This window comes from Actinacidiphila guanduensis, from assembly GCF_900103985.1.
GTDB classification, from domain to species: Bacteria; Actinomycetota; Actinomycetes; order Streptomycetales; family Streptomycetaceae; genus Actinacidiphila; species Actinacidiphila guanduensis.
The window spans coordinates 394,812-419,008 of sequence record NZ_FNIE01000001.1 but is presented as its reverse complement, the minus strand read 5'-3'; the positions used below and the strand labels follow the sequence as shown (position 1 = coordinate 419,008).

The 24,197-nt window shown below is 72.5% G+C and carries 23 protein-coding genes; 14 read left to right on the top strand and 9 right to left on the bottom strand.

The annotated features are described in order from the left end of the window. The first annotated feature begins 9 nt into the window (after positions 1-9). On the top strand, positions 10-1,230 hold the full coding sequence (gene glgC / locus BLR33_RS01850; RefSeq protein ID WP_093782431.1) for a glucose-1-phosphate adenylyltransferase: 1,221 nt from the start codon (positions 10-12) through the stop codon (positions 1,228-1,230). Between the two features lie 220 nt (positions 1,231-1,450). Here the strand turns inward: glgC and BLR33_RS01845 are convergent, their stop codons facing one another. Next, positions 1,451-2,296, bottom strand: a complete 846-nt coding sequence (locus BLR33_RS01845; protein ID WP_093782430.1) for an aldo/keto reductase — start codon at positions 2,294-2,296, stop codon at positions 1,451-1,453. Between the two features lie 212 nt (positions 2,297-2,508). Between BLR33_RS01845 and BLR33_RS01840 the strand changes: the two genes are divergently transcribed. After that, positions 2,509-4,557: a SpoIIE family protein phosphatase gene (locus BLR33_RS01840; protein WP_093782429.1), complete on the top strand. Its 2,049-nt coding sequence runs from the start codon at positions 2,509-2,511 to the stop codon at positions 4,555-4,557. 195 nt (positions 4,558-4,752) lie between these two features. Continuing rightward, the gene (locus tag BLR33_RS01835; RefSeq protein ID WP_093782428.1) at positions 4,753-6,405 is read left to right on the top strand and encodes an acyl-CoA dehydrogenase family protein; all 1,653 of its coding nucleotides are present in this window, start codon (positions 4,753-4,755) and stop codon (positions 6,403-6,405) included. Between the two features lie 36 nt (positions 6,406-6,441). Here the strand turns inward: BLR33_RS01835 and BLR33_RS01830 are convergent, their stop codons facing one another. Beyond that, on the bottom strand, positions 6,442-7,053 hold the full coding sequence (locus tag BLR33_RS01830) for a LysE/ArgO family amino acid transporter (protein ID WP_093782427.1): 612 nt from the start codon (positions 7,051-7,053) through the stop codon (positions 6,442-6,444). A 123-nt stretch (positions 7,054-7,176) separates the two neighbouring features. Here BLR33_RS01830 and BLR33_RS01825 point away from each other — a divergent pair, with 123 nt between their 5' ends. Continuing rightward, entirely contained in the window at positions 7,177-8,076 is a 900-nt protein-coding gene (locus tag BLR33_RS01825) for a LysR family transcriptional regulator ArgP (protein ID WP_245771080.1), read from the top strand. 197 nt (positions 8,077-8,273) lie between these two features. After that, on the top strand, positions 8,274-9,047 hold the full coding sequence (locus BLR33_RS01820; RefSeq protein ID WP_093782425.1) for a glycosyltransferase family 2 protein: 774 nt from the start codon (positions 8,274-8,276) through the stop codon (positions 9,045-9,047). Positions 9,048-9,122: 75 nt separating this feature from the next. On the opposite strand, the gene BLR33_RS01815 is transcribed toward BLR33_RS01820, so the two are convergent. Beyond that, positions 9,123-9,440, bottom strand: a complete 318-nt coding sequence (locus tag BLR33_RS01815) for a hypothetical protein (RefSeq protein WP_093782424.1) — start codon at positions 9,438-9,440, stop codon at positions 9,123-9,125. 100 nt (positions 9,441-9,540) lie between these two features. Here BLR33_RS01815 and ykgO point away from each other — a divergent pair, with 100 nt between their 5' ends. After that, positions 9,541-9,663 (top strand): type B 50S ribosomal protein L36, encoded by a 123-nt coding sequence (ykgO, locus tag BLR33_RS01810; protein ID WP_033172643.1) that lies wholly within the window; start codon positions 9,541-9,543, stop codon positions 9,661-9,663. Positions 9,664-9,747: 84 nt separating this feature from the next. Here ykgO and BLR33_RS01805 read toward each other — a convergent pair whose 3' ends face one another. Further along, positions 9,748-10,581, bottom strand: coding sequence for a helix-turn-helix domain-containing protein (locus BLR33_RS01805; protein ID WP_176930071.1), 834 nt, complete (start codon positions 10,579-10,581; stop codon positions 9,748-9,750). 101 nt (positions 10,582-10,682) lie between these two features. Then, positions 10,683-10,862, bottom strand: a complete 180-nt coding sequence (locus BLR33_RS34950; protein ID WP_176930070.1) for a helix-turn-helix domain-containing protein — start codon at positions 10,860-10,862, stop codon at positions 10,683-10,685. A 278-nt stretch (positions 10,863-11,140) separates the two neighbouring features. On the opposite strand from BLR33_RS34950, the gene BLR33_RS01795 reads away from it, so the two are divergent. After that, on the top strand, positions 11,141-12,496 hold the full coding sequence (locus BLR33_RS01795; RefSeq protein WP_093782421.1) for a tetratricopeptide repeat protein: 1,356 nt from the start codon (positions 11,141-11,143) through the stop codon (positions 12,494-12,496). 523 nt (positions 12,497-13,019) lie between these two features. Next, the gene (locus BLR33_RS01790) at positions 13,020-13,799 is read left to right on the top strand and encodes a hypothetical protein (RefSeq protein ID WP_245771079.1); all 780 of its coding nucleotides are present in this window, start codon (positions 13,020-13,022) and stop codon (positions 13,797-13,799) included. 91 nt (positions 13,800-13,890) lie between these two features. Here BLR33_RS01790 and BLR33_RS01785 read toward each other — a convergent pair whose 3' ends face one another. Beyond that, the gene (locus BLR33_RS01785) at positions 13,891-14,772 is read right to left on the bottom strand and encodes a helix-turn-helix transcriptional regulator (RefSeq protein WP_093782420.1); all 882 of its coding nucleotides are present in this window, start codon (positions 14,770-14,772) and stop codon (positions 13,891-13,893) included. A 170-nt stretch (positions 14,773-14,942) separates the two neighbouring features. On the opposite strand from BLR33_RS01785, the gene BLR33_RS01780 reads away from it, so the two are divergent. The 3 genes from BLR33_RS01780 (at position 14,943) to BLR33_RS01770 (ending at position 17,719) form a co-directional block, all read left to right on the top strand. Beyond that, entirely contained in the window at positions 14,943-15,701 is a 759-nt protein-coding gene (locus BLR33_RS01780; RefSeq protein WP_093782419.1) for an SDR family NAD(P)-dependent oxidoreductase, read from the top strand. Positions 15,702-15,862: 161 nt separating this feature from the next. Then, complete coding sequence (locus BLR33_RS01775; RefSeq protein WP_093782418.1) at positions 15,863-16,630, top strand: SDR family NAD(P)-dependent oxidoreductase; 768 nt, start codon at positions 15,863-15,865, stop codon at positions 16,628-16,630. Positions 16,631-17,059: 429 nt separating this feature from the next. Continuing rightward, positions 17,060-17,719: a zinc ribbon domain-containing protein gene (locus BLR33_RS01770; protein WP_093782417.1), complete on the top strand. Its 660-nt coding sequence runs from the start codon at positions 17,060-17,062 to the stop codon at positions 17,717-17,719. 239 nt (positions 17,720-17,958) lie between these two features. Here the strand turns inward: BLR33_RS01770 and BLR33_RS35775 are convergent, their stop codons facing one another. From BLR33_RS35775 to BLR33_RS01755, 3 genes are all read right to left on the bottom strand, one after another. Beyond that, complete coding sequence (locus BLR33_RS35775; RefSeq protein WP_093782416.1) at positions 17,959-18,639, bottom strand: TetR/AcrR family transcriptional regulator; 681 nt, start codon at positions 18,637-18,639, stop codon at positions 17,959-17,961. A 53-nt stretch (positions 18,640-18,692) separates the two neighbouring features. Further along, a complete protein-coding gene (locus BLR33_RS01760) occupies positions 18,693-20,189 on the bottom strand; it encodes an MFS transporter (protein ID WP_093782415.1) in 1,497 nt (498 codons plus the stop codon). A 195-nt stretch (positions 20,190-20,384) separates the two neighbouring features. Then, entirely contained in the window at positions 20,385-20,780 is a 396-nt protein-coding gene (locus tag BLR33_RS01755; RefSeq protein WP_093782414.1) for a cupin domain-containing protein, read from the bottom strand. Positions 20,781-20,832: 52 nt separating this feature from the next. On the opposite strand from BLR33_RS01755, the gene BLR33_RS01750 reads away from it, so the two are divergent. The 3 genes from BLR33_RS01750 (at position 20,833) to BLR33_RS01740 (ending at position 24,074) form a co-directional block, all read left to right on the top strand. Then, positions 20,833-21,822, top strand: a complete 990-nt coding sequence (locus BLR33_RS01750) for a GlxA family transcriptional regulator (RefSeq protein WP_093782413.1) — start codon at positions 20,833-20,835, stop codon at positions 21,820-21,822. Between the two features lie 156 nt (positions 21,823-21,978). After that, the gene (locus tag BLR33_RS01745) at positions 21,979-23,193 is read left to right on the top strand and encodes a lytic polysaccharide monooxygenase (protein WP_093782412.1); all 1,215 of its coding nucleotides are present in this window, start codon (positions 21,979-21,981) and stop codon (positions 23,191-23,193) included. 140 nt (positions 23,194-23,333) lie between these two features. Continuing rightward, positions 23,334-24,074, top strand: coding sequence for a class I SAM-dependent methyltransferase (locus BLR33_RS01740; protein ID WP_093782718.1), 741 nt, complete (start codon positions 23,334-23,336; stop codon positions 24,072-24,074). Positions 24,075-24,197 lie beyond the last annotated feature (123 nt).

Sequence of the window (24,197 nt, the reverse complement as noted above, 5' to 3'; positions counted from 1 at the left end):
GGGGCGTCGATGCGCGGTGGCGGACCTTCGGTCCTGGGCATAGTCCTGGCCGGCGGCGCGGGCAAGCGGCTGATGCCGCTGACCGCGGACCGGGCCAAACCGGCGGTGCCGTTCGGCGGCACCTACCGGCTGGTGGACTTCGTGCTGTCCAACCTGGTGAACGGCGGCATCCTGCGGATCTGCGTCCTCACCCAGTACAAGTCGCACAGCCTCGACCGGCATGTGACCACGACCTGGCGGATGTCCAGCCTGCTGGGCAACTACGTCACGCCCGTGCCCGCCCAGCAGCGGCTCGGCCCGCGCTGGTACCTGGGCAGCGCGGACGCCATCCTGCAGTCGCTCAACCTCGTGCACGACGAACAGCCCGACTACATCGCGGTGTTCGGCGCCGACCACGTCTACCGGATGGACCCGCGGCAGATGCTGGAGCAGCACATCGAGGGCGGCGCCGGGGTGACGGTCGCAGGCATCAAGGTGCCCAGGACCGAGGCGTCGGGCTTCGGCGTCATCACCCCCGGCGCCGACGGCACACAGGTCGAGCGGTTCCTGGAGAAGCCGGCCGACCCGCCCGGCCTGCCCGGCGACCCCGACCACGTCTTCGCCTCCATGGGCAACTACCTCTTCACCACCAAGGCGCTGGTGGAGGCGCTGCACGAGGACGCCAAGGACCCGCAGTCCGTGCACGACATGGGCGGCAGCATCCTGCCCCGGCTCACCGCGGAGGGCGCCGCGCAGGTCTACGACTTCGACACCAACCACGTGCCCGGCGAGACCGCCCGCGACCACGGCTACTGGCGCGACGTCGGCACCCTGGACGCCTATTACGACGCCCACATGGACCTGATCTCCGACCGCCCCGCCTTCAGCCTCTACAACCGCGCCTGGCCCATCCACACCAATCCCGGCTCGCTGCCGCCCGCGAAGATCGCCGCCGGCGGCATCGCCGTGGAGTCGGTGGTCAGCCCAGGCTGCGTCATCCGCGGCCAGGTCACCCGCTCGGTGCTCTCCCCGGGCGTCGTGATCGACCCCGGCGCGGTGATCCAGGGCTCGGTGCTGCACGACAACGTACGGGTCGGCCGCGGCGCGATCGTCCGGGGCGCGGTGCTGGACAAGAACGTGGACGTGCCGCCGGGCGCGACCATCGGCGTCAACCCCGACCGGGACCGCGAGCTGTACGCGGTCTCGGCGGCCGGGGTCGTCGTACTGGGCAAAGGCGCCCACGTCGGCTGAGCGGATCGGGACGCCCCCACGTGCTCCCGGCCCTGGGCGGCCGTTCGCGGGATGAACCGCCCGCGCCGACGACCGGCGACGCGGTGCGCGTGCCTCTCCGGGAGGGCCCGGCGGCCGGGCAGGATGTGCCGGACACAGGGGCGCGTGCCACCCGCTTCTCGCCGCTGTCGGCCGCGGCGATCAGGTCGAGCGCGGCGGGGTCCCGCCGGTCGGACAGGTCCTACGCCGGCACCCAGTTGAAGGTGTCCGGGTCCGGACCGGTGCGCTCGCCGCGGTCCAGCGCGGTGATCCGCGCCAGATCGTCCTCGGTCAGCTCGAAGTCGAAGATCCGGATGTTCTCCTCGATCCGCGCCCGTGTGACCGACTTGGGGAAGACGATGTCGCCGCGCTGGATGTGCCAGCGCAGCACCACCTGGGCGGGGCTGCGGCCGAGCCGCCCGGCGATGGCGGTGATCACCGGGTCGTCGAGCACCTTGCCCTGCGCGATCGGCGACCACGCCTGGGTGGCGATGCCGTGCCGGGCGTCGAACTCGCGCAGTTCGTCCTGGACCAGGTAGGGGTGCACCTCGATCTGGTTGACCGCGGGCACCACCGAGGTCTCCTGGAAGAGCCGGTCGAGGTGGGCGGTCTGGAAGTTCGACACGCCGATCGCCCGGACCCGCCCGGAGGCGAGGATCTCCTCCATCGCCCGCCAGGTCTCGGTGTAGTCCCCGATGCCCGGCAGCGGCCAGTGGACGAGGAACAGGTCCAGTTGCTCCATCCCGAGGTCGTCCAGGGTGCGGTCGAACGCGGCGAGTGCCTGGGCGTGGGCGTGGTAGCCGTTGTTCAGCTTGCTGGTGACGAAGACGTCCGAGCGCTTCAGGCCGGACTCGGCGACCGCCTGCCCGACCTGCTTCTCGTTGCCGTACATCTCCGCGGTGTCGATGTGCCGGTAGCCGGTCTCCAGCGCGGCCAGCACGGCCGCCTTGGTGTCCTTCGGCTCGATCTGGAACACCCCGAAGCCGAGCTGCGGGATGGTCACGCCGTTGTTGAGGGTGATGTCGGGAATGACGGGCGCTGCGCTCATATGCCTGACTTCCTTGCGTGTACGTGGCCCCGCCCCCACGGTAGCGGCGGCGGGCTTTCGCGGCTCCCCGGCGCCTGCCCGGCCGCCGCCGCCCGCACACCCCCCCTCCGCCGTCCGGGTGCGGCCCGGACCGGTCAGGGCCGCCCGGCGTGGTGCCGGCGGGCCGACGTGTTCGGCGCGACTGGCGGCGCCGCCCGCGCGATGATCGGAGGATGACGCGGACCGGCAGCGACGTGGGCGTGCCCGAGCTCGAACCCGAGGTGTTCGACCGCGCCATCGTGGCCGTCGCGCTGACCGCGGGCTCCGACCACCGTCTCGTCTACTACAACGACGCCTTCAGGGCGCTGTTCGGCCCGCGCACCAAGGGCGCGCCCTGCGCGGAGGTCTTCACCGAACCCAACGCGGCCCGCTTCGTCAGCATGCTCGACCAGGTCTACCGCGACCGTACCGCCCGCCAGGTGGTCACGCCGCGCACCACCGAGGGCACCTTCCCCGGCGCGCCCGGCCGCCGGCACTTCATGTACAGCTGTTCCCCGGTCGTCTCCCGCTACGGGCCCGGCGTGCTCGCCGTCGCCGTGGACACCACCGCCCAGGTCGACGCCGCCGAGGCCGCCGAGCGCCTGCTGGAGCAGCGGCAGCAGGCGCTGCAGCGCTACGAGGCGCTGATGGCGGCGGTGACGCAGATCGTCTGGCTGATGACGCCGGACGGGCGCATCACCGAGCTGGTCGGCGGCTTCGAGGAGTTCACCGGGCGGCCCTGGCGGCCGGTGATCGACGAGGCGTGGCTGGAGGGGGTGCACCCGCACGACCGGGCCCGGCTGGTGCGGACCTGGCAGGAGGCGGCCGAGGGCACGCCGTCGATGTTCGTGTGCACCTTCCGGATGCGCACCACCAGCGGGCAGTACCGGCACGTGCAGTCACGGGCGGTGCCCGTGGTGCGCGAGGGCGAGGTCGTGGAGTGGATCGGCGCCACCGCCGACGTCGAGGACCAGTGGCGCAACCGGCTGCGCGAGCGGCTGCTGGCCCGGGTGGCGACCGTCTCCGGGGCCGACAACGTACCCGACGCCTTCGCCGCCGTGGCCGCCGCCGTCGTCCCCGACCTCACCGACGCCTGCGCGGTCTTCCTGCTGCCCCCGCCGGGGATGACCGGCAGGAACACCCCGCTCACCGCCGTCCGGGTGGCCTCCACCGCCCGTACCGGGCTGCCGCCCATGCCGCCGATCACCAACCGGCCCTACACCGTGGGCGCCATCGCCCAGCAGGTCATCGAGAGCCGGCGGACCGAACTGGTGGTCTTCCCCGCCGGCGACCCGCCCGAGGGCGCCCTGTCGGAGATGTCGCGGCGCTGGCTGCGGGCCGCCCGCGCCACCAGCCTGACCATCGTGCCGATCGTCATCGACTCCTCGGTGGTGGCCTTCGCCTGCGCGGCCGGCTGCGCCGACAGCCCGCCGCCCGGCAGGGCCGACCTCGCCCTGCTCGGCGAGATCCTGCACGAGGTGCGCGAGCCGCTGCGGCAGGCGATCGAGCTGCAGCGCACCCGGCACACCGCGCTCACCCTCCAGCGGGCCCTGCTCACCGCCACCCCGCGGGTGCCCGGCGCCGAGCTCGCCGCCCACTACCAGCCGGCCAGCCGCACCGCCGAGATCGGCGGCGACTGGTACGACGCGCTGCTGCTGCCCGACGGCAGCGTCACCCTCACCATCGGCGACATCGCCGGCCACGACCTGGACGCGGCCACCGCCATGAGCCAGCTGCGCAGCATGCTGCGGGTGATCGCCTACGACCGCTCCCGGCCGCAGTCGCCCGCCGAGTCGCTGGCCCAGCTGGACCGGGTCGCCGACGGGCTCGGCATCGCGCCGCTGGTCACGATGGTGCACGCCGGGCTCGCCCCCGGCCCTGACGGGCGCTGGCACGCGGCCTGGTCCAACGCCGGGCACCCGCCGCCGCTGCTCCTGCGCCCCGGTGCCGCCCCGCGCTTCCTGGACGAGGAGGGTCCCGACCTGCCGCTGTGCGTCGCTCCCGCGATGCCGCGCACCACCCGCCACCACGAGCTGCGCACCGGCGACGTCCTTCTGCTCTACACCGACGGCATGATCGAGGTGCCGGGCACCGACATCGGCGAGGGCATGTCCGCGCTGGCCGCTCTCGCGGAGGAGTGCAGGGCGGCGGGCCTTGGCCTCACCGAACTCTGCGCGCGGCTGCTCGCCAGCGTGGACGACCGCCGCGACGACGCCGCCGTCATAGGCTTCCGCCCGCTGTAGCCCGCGACACCTCGCTCTTGGCGCGGAGGGCGAGGCGTATCACTTCAGGGGCGCGGGGAACTGCGCGACAAGCCCAATCCGTGCGGCAGTCGGCGACGAGACGGGAACCCCGTCGGCGAGTTGCCGCCCTCGCCAAAAGGCGACCTGCGTGGTTGAGTCGGCGTAGCCGAAGCCGCACTCGGAGGCGAACCCTTCATGACGACACCCGCGCCGCACCTCACGCACCAGGTCGCCAACCAGGCCCCGCCCCGGGTGGACATCGACGAGTACGGCACCAACGCCCCCCTCGTGGAGGCCGTCGCCTATTACGGTGCCGGGGACCGGGCGGCGGGGCTGCACGAGGTCGGCGAACTCGTCGGCTCCGCGCGGTTCCAGGAGTGGGCCGAGCAGGCCCACGCCTTCCCGCCGAGCCTGCGCACGCACGACCGCTACGGCAACCGCGTCGACGAGATCGACTTCCACCCCGCGTACCACGAAGTGATCGGCGCGGCCGTGCGGCACGGCGCCCACACCGGCGGCTGGGCCGACCCGAAGCCGGGCGCGGCCGTCGCGCGCGCGGCCGTCTTCATGCTCTTCGCGCAGATCGAGCCGGGCCACGCCTGCCCCGTCTCGATGTCGCACGCGGTCGTCCCCGTGCTCCAGCGCGACGAGGAGGTGGGCCGCGACTGGCTGCCCGGGCTGCTCAGCCGCTCCTACGACCCGCGGCTGATCGCCCCCGCCCGCAAGACGGGCCTGACCTTCGGCATGGGGATGACCGAGAAGCAGGGCGGCTCCGACGTGCGAGCCAACACCACGCTCGCGCAGAGCGCGGACGGCGGCCGCACCCACCTGCTCACCGGCCACAAGTGGTTCTTCTCGGCGCCCCAGTCCGACGCGTTCCTGGTGCTCGCGCAGGCCGAGGCGGGCCTGACCTGCTTCCTCGTACCGCGCGTGCTGCCCGACGGCACCCGCAACGTGCTGCGGATCCAGCGGCTGAAGAACAAGCTCGGCAACAAGTCCAACGCCTCCAGCGAGGTCGAGTTCGACGGCACCGTGGCGGTACGGGTCGGCGAGCCCGGCCGCGGGGTGGCCACCATCATCGAGATGGTCAACCACACCCGTCTCGACTGTGTCCTGGGCAGCGCCGCGGGCATGCGGCAGTCGCTGAGCGAGGCGCTGTGGCACGCCGACCACCGCTCGGCCTTCGGCGCCCGGCTGGTCGACCAGCCCGCGATGACCGCTGTGCTCGCCGACCTCGCGCTGGAGACCGAGGCCGCGACCTGGACCGCGCTGCGCCTGGCGCACGCCTACGAGGCCGGCAGCGACGAGCAGGAGGTGCTCTTCCGGCGGCTGGCCACGGCCGCGGCCAAGTACTGGATCTGCAAGCGCGGCCCGCACCACGCGTACGAAGCCCTGGAGTGCCTGGGCGGCAACGGCTACACCGAGGACTGGCCGCTGGCCCGCCGCTACCGCGAGCAGCCGGTGATGGCGGTGTGGGAGGGCTCGGGCAACGTCGTGGCGCTCGACGTGCTGCGCGGCATCGCCCGCACCCCGCAGACCCTGGACGCCTTCTGGGCCGAGCTGGCCACGACCTCCGGCGCCCACCCCGTGCTGGACGAGCACGTCCGCCGCCTGCGTACCGGCCTCGCCGAGCTGGTGGCCGACCCGCAGGCCGCGCAGGTGGCAGCCCGCGGCACCGTGGAGGCGATGGCGCTGGCCCTGCAGTCCTCGCTCATGCTGCGCCACGCCCCGGCGCCGATGGCCGAGGCGTTCGTCGCCGCCCGCCTCGGCGAGACCCGCGCCCACCAGTACGGCGTCTTCCCCCGCGGCACCGACACCGCCTCGATCGTCGCCCGCCACCGCGGCTGACCCCGCCGGCTCACGGAGCCGCAGGCAGGCCGGCCTTCAGGTGCGGGCAACCATTGCCACCGCCAGGGTGATCATGATGCAGGCGATCACCGCGTCCAGGACGCGCCAGGCGGCCGGGCGGGAGAAGGGGCCGCGCAGGAGGCGGGCGCCGAAGCCGAGTGCGGTGAACCACAGGACGCTCGCCGTGCCCGCGCCCACGCCGAACGGCCACCGCGAGCCGCCGTAGCTGTTGGCGACCGAGCCGACGAGCAGCACCGTATCGAGGTAGACGTGCGGGTTGAGCCACGTCATCGCCAGGCAGGTCAGCGCGGCCGTACGCAGAGAGCCGCCGGTGCCGCCGCCCGCGTCCAGGCCGCTGGGGCGCAGCGCGCGGCGGGCGGCCAGCACCCCGTACGTCAGCAGGAAGGCCGCGCCCGCCCACGCGGTGACCGTCAGCGCGGTGGGCCACCGCCGGATCAGCGAGCCCACCCCACCGATGCCCAGCGAGATCAGCAGCAGGTCGGAGGCGGCGCAGATGGCGACGACCACCGCGACGTGCTCGCGGCGCAGCCCCTGGCGCAGCACGAAGGCGTTCTGCGCCCCGATCGCCACGATGAGCGACATTCCCGTACCAAGGCCCGCCAAGGAGGCGACAAGAGCGGCATGCATGACCGCAGGCTAGGAGCCGCCATGTGCTTCAAGCCAGCTAATGATTATTAGGCAGCATCAGCACTGCTTATGATTATCCCCACTCAGGAGCCGGCCGCCATTGCCCGGAGAAGGAGCCGCCGCGTGTTCGACCTTCCGCTGGACCAGGTCCGTACGCTGCTCGCCGCCGTGGACGAGGGCACCTTCGAGGCGGCCGCGGAGTCCCTGCACGTCACGCCCTCCGCCGTCAGCCAGCGGATCAAGGCGCTGGAGCAGCGCACCGGGCGGGTGCTGCTGCTGCGCACCAAGCCGGTGCGGCTCACCGCCTCCGGCGAGGTCCTGGTGCGCTTCGGCCGGCAGCTGGCCCGGCTGGAGCAGGACGTGCGCACCGACCTCGGCATCGGCGACGGCGCCGGCCCCACCGCCCTGCCGATCGCCGTGAACGCCGACTCGCTGGCCACCTGGTTCCTGCCCGCGCTGGTCGAGGTCGCCGGCAGCCACGACGTCACCTTCGAGCTGCACCGCGAGGACGAGGACCACACCGCCGCCCTGCTCCGCCAGGGCTTGGTGATGGCGGCCGTCACCTCCTCCCCGCAGGCCGTGCAGGGCTGCTCGGTACGGGCGCTCGGCCGGATGCGCTACCTCGCCGCGGCCACCCCGCGCTTCGCCGCCCGCTGGCTCGCCGGCACCCCGCTCCGGGACGCGCTGCCCGGCGCGCCCATGGTCGTCTTCGACCGCAAGGACGACCTCCAGGACGGCTTCCTGCGCGCCTTCGCCCCCGGCCGCACCCCGACCCGCGCCCGCCACCACACCCCCTCCTCCGAGGCGTTCACCGCCGCCGTCGCGAGCGGGCTCGGCTGGGGCATGATCCCGGAGAGCCAGGCGGCCCCCCACCTCGCCGCGGGCACCCTCGTCGAACTCGCCCCGGACCACCCCGTGGACGTTCTGCTGCACTGGCAGCAGTGGAAACTCGATTCGCCCGCGCTGGCAGCGGTGGCCCGAGCGGTCGCCCGCGCGGCGTCCGCGAGCCTGGCCCCGGCATGATCGGGGCCCTGGCTGCAAACTGCCGGACTGCCGGACGCGGTGCGGGCCCCCGCCCCGGCTCATGACACGGTGACCCGGCTCGGCGGCGCCTACGGGGCTGCGTAGCCTTGACCAGCAATGGTCGTCCGCGGGTCGGCACCTGCTCGACCGCGGTGCTTGAATGGGCCGTCGTCCCTGATCTGGCAAGGAGAAGTGCCGTGCCCTTGGTGTCCGTTGTGATGCCCGTGTACAACTCGGCCGCCACCCTCGGCGCAGCCGTCCGGTCGGTGCTCACGCAGACCCACGGTGACCTGGAGCTACTGGTCACCGACGATCAGTCCTCCGACGGCTCCATGGACCTGCTCCGCGAGTTCGCCGCGCAGGACGAGCGCGTCCTGCCGCAGTCGGCACCGGAACGGGGCGGTGCGGGCCGGGCCCGCAACCTCGCCATCGAGCGGGCCCGCGGGGACTACATCGCCTTTCTCGACAGCGACGACATGTGGCTGCCGGAGAAGACGGAGAAGCAGCTCGCCTTCGCCGCGGAAGGCGACGCGCCCTTGACGTTCACCTCGTACTACAAGATGGACGCCGACTACGCCGGCGAGAGCACCGACTGGGTCCCCAACGGCCGGGTCATCCGCGCGCGGCCGCACGTGGACTACCGCGCGATGCTGGTCCAGGACCACATCGGCGCTCTCACCGCCATGTACGACCGCAACGCCCTGGGCACGAGGCTGATGCCGGAGATGCGCAAGCGCCAGGACTACGCCCTGTGGCTGTCGATCATGCGGGACGGCGCCGACGCCCGGGGGCTGGCCGAGCCGCTCGCGGTGTACCGGGCCCACCAGGCCGGATCGCTGTCCTCCAACAAGATGTCCCTGGTCAAGTACAACTGGTCGCTGTACCGCGAGCACGAGGAGCTGTCCGTCCCGCGGGCGACGCGGGCACTGGCCGGCGCGGTGATGCAGTCGCTGCGCAACTCCCGCATCTGAGGCGAGTCCGTTCCGCCCGGGTCCCGGACCGGGGCCCGGGGTCGGGGAGCGAGGACCGGGGTCGGGCTGTTCGGGTCAGCGGTCGTCGTCCGCGTCGTCCGCGTCGTCGATGGGGCCCGGGCTCGTGAAGTCGGGGCTGGTGAAGCCCGGGCTGGAGAAACCCGCCTCTTCGGGGACCAGGTCGTCGGCGTCCTCGGCCTCGTAGTCCGGGCCGCGGAAGGGCGGCACCTCGTACTCGGGCGGGGTGTAGTCGCCGGGGCCCGTGAAGTCAGGGGTGCTGAAATCGGGGGAGCTGAAGTCGGGGCTGGAGAATCCGGGGCTGCTGAAATCGGGCTCGTCGTCCTTGTCCCGCTCGCGCTCCGCATCCGTGCCGTCGCTGCCCACGCTGCCCATGGCCGCTCCCTCCGCCGCGTGCCTGCCGGAGGGAATGTACCCGCCCCCACCGCTGTTGAGCGGGCTGTATGAGACAGGTTACGAGCAGAAAGGCGCTCCGATGAAGGTACGCAACTCGCTTCGCTCGCTCAAGAACCGTCCGGGCGCCCAGATCGTCCGCCGGCGCGGCAAGGTGTACGTGATCAACCGCAAGGACCCGCGCAGCAAGGCCCGCCAGGGCTGACGCGCGCGGCCGCCTGAGCGGCACATTCGACCGGCCCCGGCAGCCCTTCGGTGGCTGCCGGGGCCGTGGTGCGTCCTGGGCCGGTTACGCACCGTAGGTGGTTTTGGTGAGGGTGTGGATGTGGTCGAGTGAGGTGGTGGGGTCGAGGGCGGTGGCGGCGAGGAGGTTGTGGGTGAGGGTGGTGTCGCTGACGTCGTGGGGGGTTTCGATGAGGTGGGGGGTGTGGGGGTGGTCGATGTAGGCGATGTCGGGGCGGTCGGGGTAGGTCCAGATGGTGAGGGGGCCGTCGAGGCCGGGGTGGGGAGTGGCGGTGAGGGGGACGATTTGGAGGGTGAGGTGGGGGGTTTCTGCGGCTTGGGTGAGGTGGTGGAGTTGGCGGGTCATGACGGTGGGGCCGCCGATGGGGCGCAGGAGGACCGATTCGTCGAGGATGAGCCAGATGTAGGGGGGTTGGTCGCGGGTGAGGATGTGCCGGCGTGCGGCGCGTGCGGCGACGGCTTCGTCCAACTCGTCCGATGACAGGTGGGGGTTGGCCCAGCGGAGGCGTTGTCGGGTGTAGTCCTCGGTTTGGAACAGGCCGGGGATGATGCGGGGTTCCCAGATGCGGATCTGGGTGGCTTGTGCTTCTTCGTCGGCCATGGAGGTGAACCAGGTGGGGAAGGTGTCGGCGAGGACGCGTGTGAGGATGCGCTGGAAGCGGTCGCCGGTGCCCAGGGTGCGGTCGAGTTCGCGGGCGAGGGCTTGGGAGGGGGTTCGGCGGGCGGCCTCGACGTTGGAGATCTGCTGGAAGCTGTAGGTGGTTCCGGCGGCGACCTCCCTCAGGGTCAGGCCGAGTTGTTCGCGTACGGTGCGCAACTCCTCGCCGAAGAACCGCAGCCAGGAGCAGTCGGGCAGCCGCCCGCTCCATGCCGTTCCCATGTGCCGTGCACCTTCCATCGGTGAATTCCTCGCGAATGTTTGCAAGTAGGGCCCTGCGTCCAGGTCTTGGGGGCGTGGCTTGTGCTGGTGCCGGCGTGCGTTCATCGGTCGTGGGTGATGGCGCCGGCGGGTACGTCGAGTGCGTCGGCGCAGCGGCGGATGGTCTCGGCCCCCGCTCCGGCGAGCCCGCGCTCCAGGCGTGAGAGGTAGCCGGGGTCGAGCCCGGTGCGCTGCTGCATGTCCCGCAGACTCACCTTCAGCGCGGTCCGCAACGCCCGCATCGCGGCCCCATTGGGCCGCAGTCCAACCCCACCCTCCGACGGGCCACGCCCAGCCATGCGTCCACCCCTTACTACGTAACGGTCCTGCCATCCGATACGGATTTCCCGCGCTGCTTCCTTTGCGGGTGACGGCGTACTCATAAGAGCCTGAGCACGTTCGGCGGCGGAAGGCTTCGACCGTTGCTGCCGGGTGCCGCTGGTTGCTTCGGTTGCTTTCTCGGGCCCATTCGGGCATCTGGTGGCCCACACTGGCAGTGCCGGCGTTACGGAGGTCGAAGATGCCCGAGGCTCGTCATCCGCTCACCGAGTTGATCACTCGGCGGGGGTGGACCAACGAGTCGTACCTGCGCCGGGTACGTGACGAGTATGTCCGCCGCGGATACGGGCAGTTCGCCACCCGCAAGGAGAAGGTCTCGCGGTGGACGCAGCCCGAGCGGCCACAAGTGCCCACCGTCACCACTCAGATGGCCATGGCCGCCGTCTTCGGTATCCCCGCTCGGGAGGTGCAGGCCCGGGGCTGGCCCGGCTGGCTGCTGTGCGGGCTGCAACACGGCGATGCTGTGTGGGAGTTGCCGTGGACGACGGCGGGAACGATGGAAGCACTGGAGGTGGGAGGCCCTGTGGACCGACGCGGATTCATGACGGCGTCGACCGGCGTGGTCGCAGCCGTCGTCGCCCAGTGGGCGACTGCCCTGCCGGCTGCCGCGCAGGCGTCCGGCCGACGGATCGACGCCGCGGCCGCCGATCGGATCGACGCGCGGCTGACCGCGCTGCGGCACCTGGACGACGACCTCGGCTCCGACGTGGTCTACGACTCGGCGGTCGCCGAAATGCGCCTCGCCCGCAGGCTCCTGACGGAGTTCTCCTACACCGAGGAGGTCGGTCGGCGCCTGTTCGCCAGCGCAGCCGAGGCCGCGCGGCTCGCCGGGTGGTGCGCCTACGACAGCGGCCGGACCGACACCGCCGAATTCCACTACGCCCAGGCTCTTCGGGCCGCGGGCAGCGCCGGGGACGCCACGGTGGGCGCGGTGGCCGCGGCCTTCTGGTCCATCGTCCGCTACAACGGCAAGCCGCGGCCCGACCCCGCCGGCGCGTTGGCGATGCTGAACACGGCCCTCGGCCAACGGGCCGGGATCGACTCGCCCCGCGTCGTGACGCTGCTGCACATCCGGCGGGCCCGCGCCTACTCGATCGCGGGCAACCCCACCGAGGCGTACCGGGCTGTCGATGCCGCGCTGGCGTCGTACGAGCGCGGCGGGCGCCCGCAGGACGACAACGGGGTCATGTACTGGATGACGGCCGGCGAGATCTTCCAGGCCGCGGGCTCGGCGGCGCTGACGCTGGGCGAACCCACCCGCGCGCTGGACTTCTTCACCACCGCGACCACGCACCCCGACCCGTACAACGCCACCGCCGAACCCCGCGGTGCCGCCATCTACGAGGCCCGTCGCGCGGAGGCGTACCTGGCGGCCGGGAACATCGAAGGCGCCGTCGAGACCGCCCGGCAAGCGGTGGCCCTGATGGGCGGTGTCCAATCCGCCCGCACCACCGGCACGCTTGCCGACCTCCACACCGCCCTCACCCGCCACCGCCGCCTGCCACCGGTCGCCGACTTCCTGGACGAAACAAGCTGATCACCGAGCCGGGGCCGTCGTACAGCGCGATGCGGTCCCGGCCGGACGATCGGCAGATCGACGCAATCGAAGTCCCCGGCGGGACCAGGCACGTTGGGCTCCGTCCTGTTCCGACAGCACGACGGTCCCGTACGGAGGGGGAATTGCTGGGTGATCGCTCGTCGCGTACGCCGAGCGCACGGAGGTGCCGTACTCCGTCCTCTGGCCCGAAGTCCTCTGGCCCGAAGGCGCGGCAAGGGAACTGAAGCGGCAACCAGTCGGCGGGACGGGGCGCCTGCCGCAGCGGGAGGGTTGGCGTCGACCGTAGGAGGAGGGCGCGGAGGTGGATCGGCGGAGGTTCTTGGGGGCGGCGGCTGTTGCTGCCAGCGGGGCGGTTGCGCTGCCCGGTATTGCGGAGGTGCGGCGGGGGATCGATGCCGCGCTGTCCGGTTCGGACGCGGGTGATCTGGCGTATCTGGAGGGAGCGTTCGAGCGGCATCGCGGTGGGTATCGGGGGCGTTCTCCGGGGGAAGTGCTCGCGGAGATGCGGGGGGATCTGGATCTGCTGCGGGACGTGCTGACTCGGCCGCATGCCGCCGGGGTGCGGGCCGACCTGGCTCGTACGGCCGCGGGGATCACCGGACTTGTGGCGATCATCCAGCACGACCGCAGCGACCAGCGCGACGCGCACGGCTGGTTCGCCACCGCCGAGGGGGCGGCGCGCGAGTCGGGCGACCGGGAGATGCTGGCGTGGGCGCTGGCCCGGCACGCCATGGTGCCCCTCAACTACGGCGCCCCGAAGGCCGCGGCCGACCTCGCCACCCGTGCCCGCGGCGAGGCCGGGTCGAAGCCCTCCGCTGCCGCCGCCCTGGCCGCAGCCGTCCACGCCCGGGCCGCGGCCTCGCTCGGCGACCACGACAGCGCGCTCCGCTCCGTCGCCGACGCCCGCACCATCGCCAAGCACCTGGACCGCACGCAGGCCGCCGACACCTGGTTCGGCTACCCACCGCAGAAGCACCACGTCCACCTCTCCCAGGCGTTCACCCTGCTGGGCCGCACCCGCGAGGCATACGCCGAACAGGAAGCCGCCCTCGCCCTCACCCGCACCCCCTCGGTGATGACCCGTGCCCTCCTCGAAATGGACGCGGCCACCTGCCTCAACGTAGACGGCGACCCCTCGGCGGCAGCCGGCAAGGCCGCCGCCGTCTGGCAGCACCTCCCGCACGCCTACCGCAACGGCCTCGTCCGCACCCGCGCCGAAGCCCTCCACCACGCCCTCCCGGAAGCCGCCCGCCCCCACCTCACTGAAGCCCTCGCCAGCTGACGGCCCGGATGAGCGCCCGATGACCGCGCCCGCCCTCACCCTGCGGACCTTCACCGATCTCACCATGAAGCGCGCCGAGGGCGGGGTCGCACTATTGGTGCGGGTCTCCGGGGTGTGTGGGCTGATCAGCTGTGTGCTGTGCGTGGGCTCGGCGCCGGGTGGCGTGGAGGGAGCCGAGCAGGTGGAGGGAGTGGGCGCTTGGGCTGCCCGGTTCGGCGTGGTAGATGACGAGCTGCTGGCCGGGTGCCTCGCGTACGTCGAACGCCTGGTAGGTGAGCGTGAGCGGGCCGACATCCGGGTGGTGGAAGTGTTTGGCGTCCCGCGTCTTGCCTCGCACGGTGTGGGATTGCCACAGGCGCGCGAAGTCCGCGCTGCCCTCGGTGAGGGTGCCGACGAGTTCGCGCAGCCGCGGGTTGTCCGGTTCCAAGCCGGTCGCCTCGCGGAGGTTGGCGACGGTGGCTTGTGCCGCCCGGTTCCAGTCCGTGTAGAAGGTGGGCCCGATCGGGTCGAGGAAGGTCATGCGGGCGAGATTGTCCGCCGGGGTGAACGCCGAGTAGAGGGCTTGGGCCAGCGCGTTGACCGCGAGGAGGTCGAGGGTCCTGTTCATGACGAACGCCGGGGTGTTGGGGTAGCCGTCCATCAGCTGTCGCAGGGCGGGGCTGACGCCCTCGGTGCGGCGAGGCGCCGGCCGGCCGGCGGGGGCGGCCCCGGCCAGCCGGTACAGGTGCGTCCTGGCGTCCTCGTCGAGGTGCAGAGCGTGGCCGAGGGCGTCGATCACCTGGGGTGAGGGGTTGCGTTCGCGGCCCTGTTCCAGGCGGGCGTAGTAGTCGGCGTTCACTCCGGCCAGGACGGCGACCTCCTCGCGGCGCAGCCCGGCGACTCTGCGGGTCCCGTGGCTCGGCATCCCGACCTCGTGCGGGCTCAGGGCGGCGCGGCGTGCCCGCAGGAAGTCCCCCAGGCGGTTTTCGTCCATGTCTTCAGGCTAGGCGGCGCACCGGTGGGCTGCCTGGGTGTGGTGCACCCAGGCAGCACGCGTCCTGGTCGGGCGTCGCTGACCTGCGCAGACTCGGTGGAGCGGACCGACTGCCGGGGCAGGCAGCAGTCGCTGACGGACGTATCACACGCAAGGGAAGGACCGTATTCATGACCGGAGGACGTCTTGAGGGCAAGGTGGCCCTGATCACGGGCGCGACCGGGGGGATCGGCACGGCGACCGCCGAACTCTTCGCCCAGGAGGGCGCCCGGCTGGTGGTCACCGATGTGGCCCGCGAACCCCTCCAGGAGCTGGCGCAGCGCATCGAGGCGAGTGGCGCGGAGGTGGCGACCGCCCTCCTCGATGTCTCCTCAGCCCGGGAATGGGAGGAGGTGACGGCCCTCGTACGCGGTCGTTTCGGTGTGCTGGACGTGCTGGTGAACCTCGCCGGAATCCTGGACTGGCCGGGTATCGAGGACACGCGGGAGGAGATGTGGGACCGCGTGATCGAGGTGAACCAGAAAGGCACCTGGCTCGGTATGAGGGCGGCGATACCGCTGCTGCGAGCGAGCGGCAACGCGTCGGTGATCAACACCTCGTCCGTGCTCGGATTGGTGGGCAGCGGCGCGGCCGCGGCCTACCAGGCGTCGAAGGGCGCGGTGCGCCTGCTGAGCAAGACGGCCGCGGTCGAGTACGCACGGCAGGGCGTACGGGTCAACTCGATCCATCCCGGAGTGGTCGCCACACCGATGATCCAGGACCTCCTGGACGAGCAGGGCGACCAGCAACCGGACATCCGGCGCACCCCCATGCGCCGAGCCGGCCGCGCCGATGAGGTCGCCCCCGCGATCCTCTTCCTCGCCTGCGACGACTCCTCCTTCGTCACCGGCTCGGAACTCGTCGTCGACGGCGGCCTCACCGCGCACTGAACGACCCGCCCGGGCGTCCACGACGCCTCCCGCGCGCACACGCACGTCACGCGCGCTCATCCCCTGTGCCGTCCGCCTCGTGAGTGCGTGACCGTACGGCAGCCCGTGCCGCCGGCGCGGGAAACCGCGCGCGACCCTGATCCTTACGAGAGGACCTCATCATGACGCCCACCGCCGCGTCCGCCGAAGTATCCGAGTTCGCCGGGAAGACCGCCCTGGTCACCGGGGCCGCGCGCGGCGTGGGCAAGGAGACCGTGGCGCTGCTCCATGCCCGTGGCGCCCGCGTCGTCGCCGTCGACCTGCGTCCCGACGTCACGACCCTGGGGGACGAATTCCCCGGCGTACTCGCGATGCGGGGCGACATCGCACGGGAGGAGACCGCCGTCCACGCGGTCCGCTCGGCGCTGGACGCCTTCGGAGGACTGGACATCCTGGTGAACAACGCCGGACGCACCCTGAACAAACCCGTCACCGAAACCACCGCCGAGGACTGGGACACCGTGATGGCCGTCAACGCTCGCGGATCCTTCCTCTGCGCCCGGGAAGCCTTCCGGGCCATGCGGAGCCGGGGCGGCGGGAGCATCGTCAGCACCGGGTCCTACGCCGGCACGGTCGCCCTGCCCGAAGGCGCCGCCTACAGCGCGTCCAAAGGCGCCCTGGCCCAACTGACCAAGGTGCTCGCCGTCGAGGGCGGACCATGGGGCATCCGCGCCAACCTGGTCGCCGCAGGCGTCATCGAGACCGACTTCCTCGACACGATCCGCCCCGACAGCCGCGCCTACCTCGCATCGTTCGCCGACGCCCAGCCCCTGGGCCGGGTCGCACAGCCCGAAGAGATCGCCGAGGTTCTCTGCTTCCTCGCCTCACCACGCTCCAGCTTCATCACCGGAGCCGTGGTACCCGCAGACGGCGGCTTCACCGCCGTCTGACGCGACGGGACCGATCAGCCGTGTATTGGATATTCCCGACTACGCCGTCCACGCCTTCGGCGAGCCCTGAACCGCCCTCTGGTCAACCCGGCGGCGCGCAAGGCAACGTGCCGGACGGTCGCAGTGTCCGGTGTGCCGTCGTGCGCAGAGTGGGGCGCTCGTTGCTCGGCTTGACGGAGGGGTCAGAGAGGCCGGCGGGGCGGGGATGCGGAATCGCCGGTGGTGCTGCGGGGGCACGGAGCCCTCGCGGTGTCGGCGGGGGCGCGGGATGCGAGGTCATGGCACGCGCGGGGGGTGCTGTGTGCCACAGTGAGTGCGGTCTGCCGGCGCTGTCGGCGGGCAGAACCGGAAGGGGTACGCGGGGCGTCACCTTCCGTGGGGACACCGGCCGGCAGGGGCCGGCCGTTGAGCGCTCGGGGAGGCGTGGCGGTGACCGCGGAAATCTACTTCAGCAACAACTACCGTGATCTGTGCGAGGAGCACGGCACAGGCGCGGGATTCCAGTTCGAGTTCCACTGCAACCGCTGTCAGGACACCTGGCGTTCGCCGTTCGAGGCGTACGCCGGCGGCCGGATGGCCAGTTGGGTCGGCAAGGGCGTCAACGCGGCCTGGGGACTGCTCGGCCGGACCGGCTCCGGGGTGTCCACCGCGGCCGACGGCCTGGCGGGCGCGGGCTACGGCAGCGCCCGCGACGCCGCCTTCCAGCGCGCGATAGCCACCGCCCAGGGCCACTTCAACCGCTGCCCGCGGTGCACCTCGTACGTCTGCCACCGCTGCTGGAACGCCGGCCAGGGCATCTGCCTGACCTGCGCGCCCGACACCGCGGCCGAAGCGGTCGCGGCCCGTCAGCGCGGGCTGAACGACGGCGTCTCGGAGCGCGCCTACTCCGCGGGGCAGAACGCCGCCGACGGCTACGACATCGCCGCCCAGCGGCAGTTGGTCTGCCCGCAGTGCCACGGCGAGACCCACGGCTCGGCCTTCTGCCCCAACTGCGGCCACCGCCTGGCCCAGCCGGACGCCTGCACCTCCTGCAACGCCCAGGTCCCCGCCGGCGCCGCCTTCTGCCCGAGCTGCGGCACCCGCCGCTGAGCCGTCCGGCCGACGGCGGGCGACGAAGCGAGGCGCACGAGCGGGGCCGTACGGCGGCCGTACCAGCGAACAGAGCGGGGCTGCCGACGAGCGGCGCCTGGCGGCACTCACCAACGGCCAAGTCGCACCGACGCTCCAGCACACCGACGAAGCGCGCGCCACACGACGAAGCGCGGGCCCGTACACCAGGGCCCGCGCTTTCGTCCGTTCGCCGCCGATCCGGCGGCGGCCACCGATCGCTACCGGCAGTCACCCGCACGCCGGCCCGGCTGCTGCTGCGCCGCCCGGTGCGCCTTGTGCGCGCCCGCCGTGATCTCGGCCAGCTCCTTGCTGCCCACCGGCGGCAGGCCCTCCAGGCTGCCCGGCGCGCGCATCCCGGCCAGCTGGACCGCCGCGAAGCGGCGCCACGCGTCGGGTGCCACCTCGCCGCTGACCTCCACGACCCCGCGCAGCCCCCACACCAGCGCCTGCACGTCGCCGAGTTCGATCTCGGGGGCGATCCGGCCGGCCTGCTGGCCCTGCCGGAGCAGCTGCCCGGTCAGGTCGCGCAGGATCTCCACGCAGGCCGCCTTGGTGGCGCCGACCAGCTTGTCCGCGTACCCGCGGTACTCGACCAGCCACTGGCCCAGCACCTGGATGTACGTCTCCAGGCCGGTGCCGTCGGGCGCCTGCAGTGCGCGCCGCGCCTCGCCCACCAGCTCGCCGAGCACCTGCGCGGCGATCTCCTCCACCAGCGCCTCCTTGTTGGGGAAGCGCCGGTAGAGCGTGCCGACGCCGACGCCGGCCCGTGAGGCGATCTGCTCCATGCTGGCGTCGGTGCCGTGCTCGCTGAGCACTTCACGGGCGGCGGCGAGCACCAACTGCTGGTTGCGGGCCGCGTCGCGGCGCATCGGCCGCTGCCGCGTCTCCTGCGTTGCCATGAGCGACTCCCGTTCCGAACCGGCCGCAGTGCACAAGGTGAGGGCGGGCGGTGTCAGTGCGACGCGTCGCCTTCGACGTTACCCGCGGGGACGGCCGCGAGCTCCTGCCCGGCGCCGCTCTCTGCTGCGGCGGCCTCGTCCTCGGCGCCCTCGACGGACACCACGTTCCCGCGGCGACTCACCGGGATCAGCACCGCGGCCAGCGCGGCCACCAGCAGCGCCCCGCCCAGCATCGCGAACCCGCCGGTGTAGCCGGACTCGCGCGGCAGTCCGTCGGCCGCGGGATGCGCGGTCACGACGCTCGCCATGAGCGCGGCGCCGATGGAGCCGCCGATGGTGCGGATGTTGGCGTTCATGCCGCTGGCCACACCGGTCTGCGCGGGCGGCACGGCGGCCACGATCAGGCTGGACATGGCCGCGAAGGCCAGGCCGAAGCCGACACCCATCACCGCGGTGGCGATGTACAACTCCCAGGTGTGGGTGTGCGCGAAGGCGAGCAGCGCCATGGAGGCGGCGCCGATGAGCGCGCCGAGCAGCACCACGATCTTGCCGCCGATCCGCGCCGCCAGCCCGTTGGCACCCATGCCGACCAGGAACATCATCACGGCCATCGGCGCCAGGATGAGCCCGGACTGCGTGACGGACACGCCGAACCCGTACCCGGTGGACTTCGGGGTCTGCACGAACTCCGGCAGGAAGGCGAAGACGGCGTACATGCCGACGCCGAACAGCAGCGCGACCGTGTTGTTCGTCCACACCGCCGGGCGGGCCATCATCTTCATGTCGATCAGCGGGGTGGCGGCGCGCCGCTCGGTCTCGACCCAGGCCACCGCGAGAACCACGGCCGCGGCGAACAGGCCGATCACCTTGCCCGAGCCCCAGCCCCACACTGGGGCCTGGCTCAGCGCGACCAGCAGCGCGACCAGCCACGCCGACAGCAGCACCGCCGGCGACCAGCTGATCCGGCCCGGGGTGCGCACCGGCGACTGCGGCACGAAGAGGAAGGTGGCCACGGCCGCCAGGATCGTGACGATCATGGGCAGCCAGAACAGCCAGTGGTAGTCGAGGGCGTTGACGATCGGGCCCGCCAGCACGATGCCCAGACCGCCGCCGACGGCCACGAGCGAGGCGATGGCGCCGACCGCGCCGCTGAGCTTCTCGCGCGGGAACTCGTCGCGCACGATGCCGAAGGCCAGCGGCAGCACGCCGCCACCGATGCCCTGCACGACACGGGCGATGATCATCACCGTCACGTTCGTGGCGAGCGCGGCCAGCAGCGAGCCGGCGGCCAGGGCGGCGAGCGTCGCCACGAAGACCGGCCGCTTGCCGACCATGTCCCCGATCCGCCCCATGATCGGGGTGAATATCGAGGCCGACAGCAGATACGCGGTCAGCACCCAGGTGACCGTGTTCTGCGAGGTGTGCAGCGCCTGCTGGATCGTCGGCAGCACCGGCGTGACCAGGGACTGGAGCAGCGCGTACGCGGTGACACTCGCCGCCAGGACCACGAAGGTCACCTGATGGCCGGTGCGCCGGGTCTCGGACGCCATGGATCTCCTTAACAAGGACATACGGGACAGTGCTTCGGTGACGGCGAGGCCGCTCGGTCACGAAGCGCACAACCAGTGAAGCGGAACTGTTATTCCGCTATGTGTCCAGGATAAGTGATCAGGAATGGCGGTTCCGTTTCGGGCAGGTGAGATGTCGCGCACATCCCGGCTCCGGCACGGCCGTGCCGCGGCCGGTCAGGTGCCGAGCGCGTGCCCGGTCGTCGCGTCGACGTGGTCGGGGATCTCCTCGTGCCGGTCGCCCACGGTCGGTGTGCCGGTGGGCTCGAACATGAGGATCGCGGCGCCGGACGGGGCGTACGGCCTGTGCTCGGTGCCCTGCGGGACGGTGAAGACCGCCCCCTTCGGGAGCAGGACGGTGCGCTCGCCCTCGGGCTCGCGCAGGGAGATCCGCAGCTCTCCGTCGAGGACGAGGAAGAACTCGTCGGTGTCCTCGTGGACGTGCCAGACGTGTTCGCCCGCGACCTTGGCGACGCGCACGTCGTAGTCGTTGACGCGGGTGACGATACGGGGGCTCCACAGGGCGTCGAAGGAGGCCAGGGCCTTGCCGAGGGGGATGGGTTCGCTGTTCACGGAGCCATCCTGGGCCGCCCCGGACGGCCGCGGTGAGTGCTAGGAATTGCACATGGCGAAAGAATCCTCGCACGGGCGGGCCGCGGGTACGCACCGGGTCGTGGTGGTCGTGGACGAGAACTCCAACCCCTTCGAACTCGGCTGTGCCACCGAGGTCTTCGGCCTGCGCCGGCCGGAGATCGGCCGCGACCTCTACGATTTCCGGCTCTGCTCGCCCGAGCCCCGCACCCTGATGCGCGACGCCTTCTTCACCCTCACGGGAGTCGCCGGTCTGGAAGCGGCCGACGAGGCGGACACCTTGATCGTCCCCAACCGCCCGGACATCGAGGTGCCCCGCCGCCCCGCCGTGCTCGACGCCGTCCGGCGCGCGCACGATCGCGGCGCGCGCCTGGTCGGCTTCTGCAGCGGTGCCTTCACCCTGGCCGAGGCTGGGGTCCTCGACGGGCGCCGGGCCACCGCCCACTGGCAGTGGGCGGACGACTTCCGGGCCCGCTTCCCCTCCGTCCGGCTCGAACCGGACGTGCTGTTCGTGGACGACGGCGACATCCTCACCGCCGCGGGCAGCGCGGCCGCGCTCGACCTCGGGCTGCACGTGGTCAGCCGCGACCACGGCGCGGAGGTCGCCAACGCCGTGAGCCGGCGGCTGGTCTTCGCGGCGCACCGGGACGGCGGGCAGCGGCAGTTCGTGGAGCGCCCCATGCCGGACGTGCCGGACGAGTCCCTCGCGCCCGTCCTGGCCTGGGCCCAGGAGCGGCTGGACGCACCGCTCGCCGTGGCCGACCTCGCGGCCCGCGCGGCGGTCAGCCCGGCGACGCTGCACCGCCGCTTCCAGGCCCAACTGGGTACGACGCCGCTGGCGTGGCTGACGGGGGAGCGCCTCGCCCTGGCGTGCCGGCTGATCGAGCGGGGCGAGTCGCGCTTCGAGGTGGTCGCCCGGCGCAGCGGGCTCGGCACCGCCGCCAATCTGCGCACCCTGATGCGCCGCGAGACCGGCATCACGCCGTCGGCGTACCGGCGCAGGTTCGGGCCGGGGGCGGGTTGACAGCCGTTCCTCCTCGGTGCCGGGGTCCCGTTCCGGCGGGCCCCGCAACGGTCGGTGCAGGAGCGTTTACAGATACGGCGTGCCGCGCTACGGTCCGAAGGGGAGCGAATGGGAGCGCTCCCACCATCCCCCCACATGCGAAGGGACCCCCATGCGATGACGTTCCGACCCTTGACCCTTCCCGGAGCGCCGCGGCCGCTCAGACTCGCACTGCTCACGATCGTGGCGACCCTGGCCGCCTTCACCACGGTGCTGCTGACCGGCCACACCGCGACCGCGCACGGCGCCCCCATGAACCCCGGCAGCCGCACCTTCCTGTGCTACGAGGACGGCCTGACCAGCACCGGGGAGATCGTCCCGAAGAACCCGGCCTGCGCCGCGGCCGCCGCGCAGGGCGGCACCACGCCCTTCTACAACTGGTTCAGCGTGCTGCGCTCGGACGGCGCGGGCCGCACCTCAGGCTTCATCCCGGACGGCTCGCTGTGCAGCGGCGGCAACCCGACGTTCGCCGGCTTCGACCTGCCGCGCAACGACTGGCCGGTCACGCACCTGACGTCCGGGGCGACCTACGCCTTCCGCTACAACGCCTGGGCCGCCCACCCCGGCACCTTCTACATGTACGTCACCAAGAACGGCTACGACCCGACCAAGCCGCTGGCCTGGTCGGACCTGGAGTCCACGCCCTTCGCCACCGCCGACCACCCGCCGGAGACCGGCCCGGTCGGCACGCTCGACGGCCACTACGACTGGACGGCCCAGCTGCCCTCCGGCAAGACCGGCCCGGCGATCATCTACACGGTGTGGGCCCGCTCGGACAGCACGGAGACCTTCTACAGCTGCTCCGACGTCGTCTTCGACGGCGGCAACGGGCAGGTGACCGGGGTGAACGGCGGGACCACCTCGGGCGGCACGACGTCGGGCACGACGTCCGGCACGTCCTCGGGTACGAGCGCGGGCTCGTCGTCCGGTACGACGAGCGGTACGTCCTCGGGCACTACGTCCGGCACCTCGTCGGGCACCTCGTCCGGCACGTCGGCCGGTTCCACCGGCGGCACCCCGCCGACCGGCACGTCCTGCTCGGCGACCTTCTCGGTGACCAACTCCTGGAGCGGCGGCTACCAGGCCCAGGTCACCGTGGCCAACAACGGCACCGTGCCGCTGCTGGGCTGGATGGTGATGTGGTCCGAGCCGGCCGGCACCACCATCGCCAGCTCCTGGAGCGCCACCTTCAGCACGATGAACGGCCAGCAGATGGCCGAGAACGCCGACTGGAACGGCCGGTTGGCGGTGGGCGCCAGCACCACCTTCGGTTACGTGGCCAACGGCACGGCACCTTCCTCACCCCCCGCGTTCAGCTGCCAACCCGGCTGACGCCTCTCGGCCGCCCGGCCCGCCGCCGCCTCCCATCCCCCCACCGTGGCGGCGGGCCGCGCGGCCACCCTTCGTCCTAGGCTGGGGCCGTGACCTCCGCCCACCCGACGTCCGGCCCCACGTCCGACCCGGCTTCCGCCCTGACCTCCGAGCCGGCATCCGGCGCCGCCGCCCGCGCGGACGGGCGGCCCACGCTGCGGGAGCTGGCCGTGCAGGCGCTGTCCTCAGTGGAGCACGGGTACGACCTGCTGGCGCCGAAGTTCGACCGGACGCCGTTCCGGACGCCGGAGCGGTTCCTGACGGCGACGGGGGAGGCGCTGCGGGCGTTCGGGCCCTTCGCGGCCGGGCTCGATGTGTGCTGCGGGACCGGCGCCGGGCTCGGGCTGCTGGCGGAGCTGTGCGAAGGCCCGGTCACGGGGGTGGACTTCAGTGCGGGGATGCTCGCCCGGGCCCACGCGGCGCACCCGCGGGCCCGGCTGGTGCGGGCCGACGCGCGGGCGCTGCCCTTCCGTGGGGAGTTCGCACTGGCGGTCAGCTTCGGCGCGTTCGGCCACTTCCTGCCCGCCGAGCGGCCCGCGCTCTTCGCGGGCGTCCACCGGGCCCTGGCGCCCGGCGGCCTGTTCGCCTTCCCGGTCCCGGCGCCACCGCGCGTGGGCACCCCGTGGTGGTGGGCGATGGCCGGTTTCGACGCGGCCATGCGGGTGCGCAACGCGCTGTGGCGGCCGCCGTTCGTGATGTACTACCGCACTTTCCCGCTGGGCCCGGTGCGCCGCGACCTCACCCGGGCGGGCTTCGACGTCACCACCGTGCCGCTGGCCGGCTTCGGGTTCCGACCCGACGGTGCTCCGAACTGCCGTCTGGTGCTGGCCCGCCGCGTCTGAGTGGGCGCCCACCCCCGCGGGCCTGCCGGACCCGTCTGCCCCAAACGTCCGATCAGTACGGCCAGTTGACCCGTGCGCCCCTTGACACCACCGGCCCCAGGCCCGATCTTGTGAGGGCTCGGC

Excerpts from the sequence above, each read along its gene's own strand:
- glgC (WP_093782431.1), top strand. The coding sequence starts at position 10 with ATGCGCGGTGGCGGACCTTCGGTCCTGGGCATAGTCCTGGCCGGCGGC.
- BLR33_RS01845 (WP_093782430.1), bottom strand. The coding sequence starts at position 2,296 with ATGAGCGCAGCGCCCGTCATTCCCGACATCACCCTCAACAACGGCGTG.
- BLR33_RS01840 (WP_093782429.1), top strand. The coding sequence starts at position 2,509 with ATGACGCGGACCGGCAGCGACGTGGGCGTGCCCGAGCTCGAACCCGAG.
- BLR33_RS01835 (WP_093782428.1), top strand. The coding sequence starts at position 4,753 with ATGACGACACCCGCGCCGCACCTCACGCACCAGGTCGCCAACCAGGCC.
- BLR33_RS01830 (WP_093782427.1), bottom strand. The coding sequence starts at position 7,053 with ATGCATGCCGCTCTTGTCGCCTCCTTGGCGGGCCTTGGTACGGGAATG.
- BLR33_RS01815 (WP_093782424.1), bottom strand. The coding sequence starts at position 9,440 with ATGGGCAGCGTGGGCAGCGACGGCACGGATGCGGAGCGCGAGCGGGAC.
- ykgO (WP_033172643.1), top strand. The coding sequence starts at position 9,541 with ATGAAGGTACGCAACTCGCTTCGCTCGCTCAAGAACCGTCCGGGCGCC.
- BLR33_RS01805 (WP_176930071.1), bottom strand. The coding sequence starts at position 10,581 with ATGGGAACGGCATGGAGCGGGCGGCTGCCCGACTGCTCCTGGCTGCGG.
- BLR33_RS34950 (WP_176930070.1), bottom strand. The coding sequence starts at position 10,862 with ATGCGGGCGTTGCGGACCGCGCTGAAGGTGAGTCTGCGGGACATGCAG.
- BLR33_RS01795 (WP_093782421.1), top strand. The coding sequence starts at position 11,141 with ATGCCCGAGGCTCGTCATCCGCTCACCGAGTTGATCACTCGGCGGGGG.
- BLR33_RS01790 (WP_245771079.1), top strand. The coding sequence starts at position 13,020 with ATGCGGGGGGATCTGGATCTGCTGCGGGACGTGCTGACTCGGCCGCAT.
- BLR33_RS01785 (WP_093782420.1), bottom strand. The coding sequence starts at position 14,772 with ATGGACGAAAACCGCCTGGGGGACTTCCTGCGGGCACGCCGCGCCGCC.
- BLR33_RS01780 (WP_093782419.1), top strand. The coding sequence starts at position 14,943 with ATGACCGGAGGACGTCTTGAGGGCAAGGTGGCCCTGATCACGGGCGCG.
- BLR33_RS01775 (WP_093782418.1), top strand. The coding sequence starts at position 15,863 with ATGACGCCCACCGCCGCGTCCGCCGAAGTATCCGAGTTCGCCGGGAAG.
- BLR33_RS35775 (WP_093782416.1), bottom strand. The coding sequence starts at position 18,639 with ATGGCAACGCAGGAGACGCGGCAGCGGCCGATGCGCCGCGACGCGGCC.
- BLR33_RS01760 (WP_093782415.1), bottom strand. The coding sequence starts at position 20,189 with ATGGCGTCCGAGACCCGGCGCACCGGCCATCAGGTGACCTTCGTGGTC.
- BLR33_RS01750 (WP_093782413.1), top strand. The coding sequence starts at position 20,833 with ATGGCGAAAGAATCCTCGCACGGGCGGGCCGCGGGTACGCACCGGGTC.
- BLR33_RS01745 (WP_093782412.1), top strand. The coding sequence starts at position 21,979 with ATGACGTTCCGACCCTTGACCCTTCCCGGAGCGCCGCGGCCGCTCAGA.